This is a genomic window from Frankia sp. R82, assembly GCF_023716925.1.
GTDB lineage: Bacteria > Actinomycetota > Actinomycetes > Frankiales > Frankiaceae > Frankia.
Map to the genome: position 1 here is coordinate 56,568 of NZ_JAMQQG010000022.1, position 7,279 is coordinate 63,846.

Consider the following 7,279-nt stretch of genomic DNA (forward strand, 5'->3'; position numbering starts at 1 on the left):
CTTCAGAACGAGCAACTCCCTTGTGGGGTGGGGCGGGGTGAGCGTTGGGATCGCTGGTCGTCATCGGGAAGTGGTTCATCCTGTCGCTGGCGGGGCTTGCGTTGCTGTCCTGGGTGGGCAGCGTGCTGCTGGCCCGGCGGGGACGGGCCGTGCTGGTCGCAATGGCGGGGCTGTCGGTGGTGTTGACGCTGGCGACGGTGGCGGATCTCGTCAACGCCTACTACAGCTACCTGCCCCGGGTTGACGACGTCGTCGGCGTCCGGTCGTGGCCGACGGCATCGGTACACGAGGCCGTGACCTCGTCACCATCGCGGCCGCATCCGAACGGATCGGTGATCGGCCTGCCGATCACCGGGGTGCACAGCAGTTTCGGTGTCCGGAAGGCGCTGGTCTATCTTCCGCCGCAGTACTTCATCGAGCCGCAGGCCCGTTTCCCGGTGGTATACCTCATGCACGGCTCTCCGGGCGCCCCGGTCGACTGGTACCGGGCCAACCGGGCGGCAGCAATCGGCGCGCTGCTCGCCAGTGCAGGGCGGCCGGCGATCCTCGTCGCCCCGCGGCTCAGCCGCGGGTGGCTTGATGACAGCGAGTGCGTTGACCGGCCCAGCGAGCACATCGAGACCTACCTGATCGACGATGTCATCCCCACCGTCGATGCCCGGCTGCGCACGATTCCGCAACGCGCCGACCGGATCTTCGCCGGGATGTCTGCCGGCGGCTTCTGCGCATTGAACCTCGGGCTTCGCCACCGCGACCTCGTCGCAACGATTGTGGACATGTCCGGGATGGACAAGCCCACGCATGACGGGGGGATGGTCGGCCTGTTCGGGAACCGGCCCGATCTCGCGCTCGTCGCCGCGTCGAACACCCCGGCGCGCTACGCGCCGATCCTGCCGCCGTCCCCACCGATGCGGGTGTGGATGGACAGCGGGCGCAGTGACCGCGAGGCGCTGTCGGACACCCTGAACATGGCGTCCACCCTGGCGCGACGCCCGGGCTTCGATGTCGTTCTGCGGCTGCGGCCGGGTAGTCACGACTTTGGTGTGTGGCGTCCGGCCCTGCGCGACAGCCTTCAATGGGCAGTACCATCCGGCGGGAACACCTCGGCCATCATCACACCTACTGCCAGTAGGCTGCCACCGACCGCCAGCGCGACCCCCGGACATCTCCAGCAGGATTCTGGTTATCCCCTTGTCCGACGGTAATGATGTGTAGCCGCGCGGGGGGTTCGGTGAGGACTCGCCTGTTCGCGAGGAGCACCTCGTGGTATCCGAGTGCCGTAGCCTCGACGCGTTCGCCTATCACGAAGACAGCATCAGACCCGGCATCGTCATGCTCGACGTCCGCACGCGCCTCCCCGAAGACACCCAACCCTCACCGCCACCGCGTAAACACCCGCTGCCTGGCCGGTAATGGCCGAGACTCCGTCACACATTGACATCGCCTGAACCGCGTCAACCAGCTCTGGAACCGGTGACGAGCCTCGCTCGGATGCGGGCGAGGAGCTCATCGACGTCGACAGGCTTGGTGATGTAGTCGGTCGCGCCGGCGCCGGGGCACTTCTGCCGGTCGTCGGGCATGGCCTTCGCGGTGACGGCGATGAGGGCAGGTTCGCGATCCGCGGCATGGTGGTGATGGCGAAGACGTTGCGCAGGTCGTCGTCCACGACGAGCACCGTGCGTCCCGTCAGCCGGTCGTCGGAGGCGGTCTCCCGCTGCGGCGAACGCTGGTTGTCCTGGAAGCCACCCGTGACCAGCTCGCCGATTCCGGCGAGGGCATCGTCTGATCACTGACCGCCGCGGCGACGCCGCCCCATCCCGGGGTCAGGGCGCCAGGCGCAGCGTGTTGACGAAGACCTTCGTGATGTACTCGGCCGCCTCGTCGATGCTGCACTCCACCAGGTTCTGGACCAGCCACATCTCCGGGAAGCGGGCGGTGATCGAGCCCAGGACGGCACTCACCAGCCGCGGGTCGAGCGTGGGGTCAGCCAGCCCGCGGCCCTGTAGCTTGCGGATCGACTCGGTGAGCTCGTCGAGGTGGTGCCGAAGGCGCTTGTCGCGCGCCTCGCGCAGGTATTCGTCGTACCGGGAGACCTCCTCGATGACACCGAGCAGCCGTGCCTCACGGCGATAGGCCTCCAAGTAGCGATATGTCGACTTTCGAATACGTTCCGTCGGCGACATGTCCGAGTTCGGGTCGAGGACGATCTGCTGCATCGGCGCGTTCAGCTGGGCGTCGGCCACGGCGGCGAGCTCGCGGAAGATGTCTTCCTTCGAATCGAAGTAGTGGTAGAAGGAACCGTGGGCCAGGCCGGCCCGCTTCACGATGTCGGCGACGCGGGTCGGCAGATAACCGGACTCCTCGAACGCCTCTTTCGCCGCTGCCAGCAGTTTCATCCTGGTCTGCGTCGCCTGCAGCGATCGTGTCTGGCTTGGCATCAGAGGGCTCCCTGCGGGTGGCGGCGATGACCATCGGGGCGTCCGATGCATGAGTCGATTGCTCCATGCTGCCAGGTCGGTGGCGCCGATCGGCACGGACCACGGTGGGCCGAAAGCCGCCTTCGCCACTTGTGCGCCTGCGTCGACCCACCCGCGCTCTGGCCCCGGCGACCGCCGCGATCCGACCGCCAGCCCGGCGGCCCGACGGTCTCCGCCAGTCAGTCGGGCCCCGTCAGCTGATCGAGGCGCCGATGTTCATCAGCTTCGCCAGGTTCCCACCCATGTAGCCGGCGATCTCCTCATCGGGCAGGCCGAGGGCGTTCAGGTCGTCGATGTAGGAACGCGGCTTCGCCAGACCCTCCGGGTGCGGCCAGTCCGAACCGAACAGGACGTGATCCTTCCCGATCAGCCCGCCGAGGTAGTCGTAGTTCTCCTCCCAGAACGGGCAGATGTAGAGGTTGCGGCGAAGGGCGTCGACCGGGTTCTCGGCAAAACCCTGCGGCATCTTCTTGTAGACGTAGGCCAGGTCGTTGAGCAGCGGTTCGAGCCACCTGCCGCCCAGCTCGACAATGGCAACCTTGAGCTGCGGGAACCGGTGCAGCACCCCGTGGCACGCAAGCGCGGCCACCGCGTCCGCTGCCGGCCGCAGGGCCCAGAGCATCGGGAGCGCCTCCATCTGGAACGGCCGCATCTCGGACTGCTCGCCCTGCCACTCGGCGGAGAACCGGGCGTAGCCCGAGTCCGAGCCGTGCATCGCCACGAAGACGTCGTGCTCTACGACCTTGGCCCAGAACGGGTCGAACTCCGGCAGCGCGAACGACCGCGAGCCGCGGTAGCCGGGCACCGGCGCCGGACGGATCAGGATGGCCTTCGCGCCACGCGCGACCGCCCACTCCAGCTCCTCGATCGCCCGGTCCACGATCGGCAGGGTGATGACGGGCGTGGAAAAGATGCGGTCCTCGTAGTTGAACTGCCAGGTCTCGTACATCCACTCGTTGAAGGCGTGGATGACGGTGTGGGTCATCTCCGGGTCGTCGCGCATCCGCTCCTCGAGCAGGCTGGCGAGGGTCGGGAACATCAGGGTGCGGTCGACGCCGTACTCGTTCATGGCCTCGAGCCGTGGCCCGGGCGCGCGGAACGCGGGAATCGCGCGGATCGGTTCGCCGAAGATCTCCCGACGGCTCTTGCCCTCCGGGTTGCCGTTGCGGTAGAAGTCCTCCTCCGCACCCGGACGGGCAACGACGTCGAACGTCGGGTTCGGGATGTAGTCACTGACCGTGTTCCGAACCATGATCTTGGTGCGGCGACCGATGTCGACGTACTGGATCGCGCTCTTGTAGCGGTCGGGTAGGAACTTGACGAACGCCTCGCGGGTCTCGTACATGTGGTTGTCGCCGTCAAAGATCGGCACAGAAGCAGAATCGACCATGGAGATCATGCTAGACCTTGATTGACATCGATGTCAACGTCACTCGGATGGCATGGGTCCGGCCCTGGTCGACGAGTGGCTGGCGGTCACAGTGGCCGGTGGCGATGGGCGAGATCTCGACTCAGTCCGCTCCGACTACGCCGATCCCGCACATATATTCCACCCACCCCGCCGGTCCGCCCACCGCGCTGGTCCGACGCCGGGCGGATCGGCCGCGCCGGTCGACCTGCCCGGCCGACACCGACGTCGGCGTCAACGAGTGTCGCCGTCAGGGTCACCTCGGCAGCGGGGTCGTGGGGCGCACAGCGTTGCCGCAACCCAGGTCGTGGCCCTGGTCACAGCTGCTCGGGACTCGTCAGTTGGTCGACCTGCCCCTACCCGCCGGAGGCGACCATGCACAGGACGAACGGCCCGACCCTGGCCCGCAGGATGATCAATCCGGGCATCCAGGTCGTCCTCCGCTGGCGGCCCGACGACACCACCAACAACGATCGTGACACCGTCGATCATGGATGCCCCCTGGATGCGGCTCGCGACGCTGTGGCGTGCCCGGGACGATGGCCACGCCGGCCCGACACCCGCCTCGGTGAGGCTAACGCCCAGCACCCCTGGAGATCTTCGCTTCCTTCCGACACCAGGTGGGAGAACATCCCGCCTGTACCGGACGCTCGGCTCACCACGGATGCCTGCTGGCCGCACCTGCCCTGGGTCGGGCGATGGGGTGCGGGACGACGTGCTCGGCGAGCCCATCCACGCTCGGGGTATGGGGGAATGGGGCCCCACCGCCCTGGTCCGCCACCGTGGCCCTCGTGCCGTCCGACGGTCATGCGCCCGGGAACTCGGCTCCATCGAACACTCGACCCTGCAGTCTCGGACCCCTGATGGCGCCGATCTCTCCGGTGCACGTCCGAACAGGACCAACCTCGCCCCCCAGGCGATTCACCGGGCGCTACCGGGCTGGGATCTGCGCGGGGTGAGAGCCGGGCGTGAGCAGGTCCGCTGGCAGGCTGGTCAACGACTCGGTACGACGGTCGACGAGGCGGCAGACCAGGGCACGGCGGGTGACCATGGCGCCGGCGAGCAGGTCGCGATAGTCCGATGTCACCCTAATTCCGACATATAGCTACTAGAGGTATTGAATCATTCAATGTCAGTATGATCCGGTGCGCCATTTCTCTGATATGCGAACGGTTACATCTCACCGGGTTGACCGGGCAGGCTCACCACGCGCCCGCCCGCCGGTACCGCCGGAGGCGACACGTCGGGCACTTCCTCATGGAGAACTCCTGGCACGACAAGGAAAAGCCAGTCAACGCACAGGGATCTCTCCGCGGGCACAACCGAATCGACGGCTACGCCCGGCACGCTCCGGCCACCCAACGTGCCAGGGATGCCACCCGGTTGGCATCGTCACAGATAGCACCAAAGTGCTATAGTTTTCCAATCTCACACTCTCCGTACGCGACCAGATTCCTGACGTCATCAGGCCTGCCTGGCCGGGACGCGGACGACGGACAGCCATCCCCCGGGACCCGGGATCTCCGTAGAACAGCGCGGATCAGCCAGGTCAGGGGGCGCGGAGGGCCGCCCGGCCGGGCACGTCCCGCGGGCAACGGAAACAATTCGGCGTCATGGCCTTATCGCTGCTCCAGCAGCCTCCGATCCATCGGTATGCCCTCGGCGCGCTGGACAGCACCGGCCCACGCCGTATCCATGTCCGCACCCGGCGGAACCCCAACCGCAGCCGGCGACGCACTCTCCGAGACGCCAGTCTGGACGCGTTCCGGAGCTGTGCGGTTTAAGCGACCAGGCCGGCCAGAGCGGCTTTCGGTGTGCCCGGACACGAGCATCAACACCGTCACGAGCATCAACACCATGCCGTGGCAGAGTCGAAGCGCTCATGGTCCGACGCTGTGGGCCAGGCGCCTCTGATCAGACAACCGTCGATCAAAAACAGTACGCTGACCGGCCCCCAACCTGTCGATCGGGTCCGGATCATTCCAAGAAAGGCATCACTCGTGAGGTCCCGTGCACTTGCGGCATTGTTTGTCGCGCCAATATTTCTCGCCTCCGCAGCAGCCTGTAGCAGCGCGCCGACAGCCAGCGCGGAAAGCTGCAGCACGAAGGCGCCGGGAGTATCGCCGACCGAGATCAGAGCCGGCTTCATCTTTCCGGCGAGCGGGGTGCTGTCGAATACGTTCGTCCCGGTACGGGCAGGCCTGGAGGCACGTGTTGACGCAGCGAACGCCGCGGGTGGCGTCTACGGCCGTCAGATCAGATATGACTGGGCCGACGATCGCGGCAAACCCGCCACCAACGACGTGGTCGCCCGGAGCCTGGTCGACGAAAAAGCGGACTTCGCCATCATGGAGACCTCCCCGGTGTCGTCCGGCGGGGCATCGTATCTCGCCTCCAAGCAGATCCCCGTCGTCGGCCTGGCCGTCGAAGCCGCGTGGTCGCAGTACCGCAACATGTTCGCGTTCAGCTACGCTCAGGGTGCACTGCGGTCATCCGGGGCGGTAACCACGTTCGGGAAGTTCGCCCGCCAGCAGGGCGGCACACGGGCGCTCCTCATCACCGACCCCGTCGGCCTGGGCCTGTCCGTCACCTCGCACGCGGCGATGCAGACCAGCCTGGAGTCCGTCGGAATTTCCGTCGATCAGGCCGAGGCGGACCAGGAACCCTCCAACAGCCAGCTGAACGACATCATTCGTCGGATGACCACAGAAAACATCGACACTCTCGTCGGCACGCTGACAACCGAAACCTTCGCAAAAATCGTCGTGGCTGTGCGACAGCACGGGCTGCAGCCCAAGGTTCTTCTCACCGGCAGCCAGCTACCCGGCAGCGACCTTCTCGCCAGGTACGGTTCGCAGCTGGCCGGCGTGACCACCTACAGCAGCCAGCCGATGGATCCGAAGGACCCGGCTGTGGCGGCCTACCAGGCGAACCTCAACCGCTATGCCCCCGAGCTGGAGGACTCCGGCCAGCCGGTTGCACTCGCCGGCTACGTCACCGCCGATCTACTGATTCGCGGCCTGCAGGCGGCCGGCCCGTGCCCAACCCGGCAGAGCTTCATCACCGGCCTGCGTGCCGTGAAGAACTACACCGCCGGCGGCCTCGTCCCGGCCATAGATTTCGAGGCCGGCTTCGGCAGGACACCGATCTGCTACCCGTTCGTCAGCATCAACGCATTTGGTAACGGCACGGTGACCAAAAGTGCCAGTTTCTGTGGGGAACGTGTCGGCACCTGATCCGACAGTCGTAAGGCTCAGATGTGCCCAGGCCGGGCGGACGACATCGGTGGGGAGTGGGGGGGCGCTTTCGTGGCCCCCCTACCCCCCCCCCCACCCCCCCGCCCCCGGGCGGGGGGCCCAACCTCCCGGGGTAAAAGCTCGTGGGGGGAAGATCC

The 7,279-nt window shown here is 66.8% G+C and carries 5 protein-coding genes and 1 pseudogene; 2 read left to right on the forward strand and 4 right to left on the reverse strand.

The window, feature by feature from the left end; translation table 11 throughout:
- Positions 1-44 precede the first annotated feature (44 nt).
- Positions 45-1,205 (forward strand): esterase family protein, encoded by a 1,161-nt coding sequence (locus ND747_RS06800; protein WP_251732613.1) that lies wholly within the window; start codon positions 45-47, stop codon positions 1,203-1,205.
- 249 nt (positions 1,206-1,454) lie between these two features.
- On the opposite strand, the pseudogene ND747_RS29710 reads toward ND747_RS06800, so the two are convergent.
- From ND747_RS29710 to ND747_RS06820, 4 genes and pseudogenes are all read right to left on the reverse strand, one after another.
- Positions 1,455-1,720 (reverse strand): annotated as a pseudogene (locus tag ND747_RS29710) (response regulator); the annotation flags it as partial.
- A 103-nt stretch (positions 1,721-1,823) separates the two neighbouring features.
- Positions 1,824-2,438 carry a TetR/AcrR family transcriptional regulator gene (locus ND747_RS06810; protein ID WP_251732615.1) on the reverse strand — a complete coding sequence of 205 codons (615 nt, stop codon included), beginning with the start codon at positions 2,436-2,438 and terminating at the stop codon, positions 1,824-1,826.
- Positions 2,439-2,670: 232 nt separating this feature from the next.
- Complete coding sequence (locus ND747_RS06815; protein WP_251732647.1) at positions 2,671-3,867, reverse strand: amidohydrolase family protein; 1,197 nt, start codon at positions 3,865-3,867, stop codon at positions 2,671-2,673.
- 949 nt (positions 3,868-4,816) lie between these two features.
- Positions 4,817-4,972, reverse strand: coding sequence for a hypothetical protein (locus ND747_RS06820; RefSeq protein ID WP_251732616.1), 156 nt, complete (start codon positions 4,970-4,972; stop codon positions 4,817-4,819).
- A gap of 808 nt (positions 4,973-5,780) precedes the next feature.
- Here ND747_RS06820 and ND747_RS06825 point away from each other — a divergent pair.
- Positions 5,781-7,121: an ABC transporter substrate-binding protein gene (locus tag ND747_RS06825; RefSeq protein WP_251732617.1), complete on the forward strand. Its 1,341-nt coding sequence runs from the start codon at positions 5,781-5,783 to the stop codon at positions 7,119-7,121.
- Positions 7,122-7,279 lie beyond the last annotated feature (158 nt).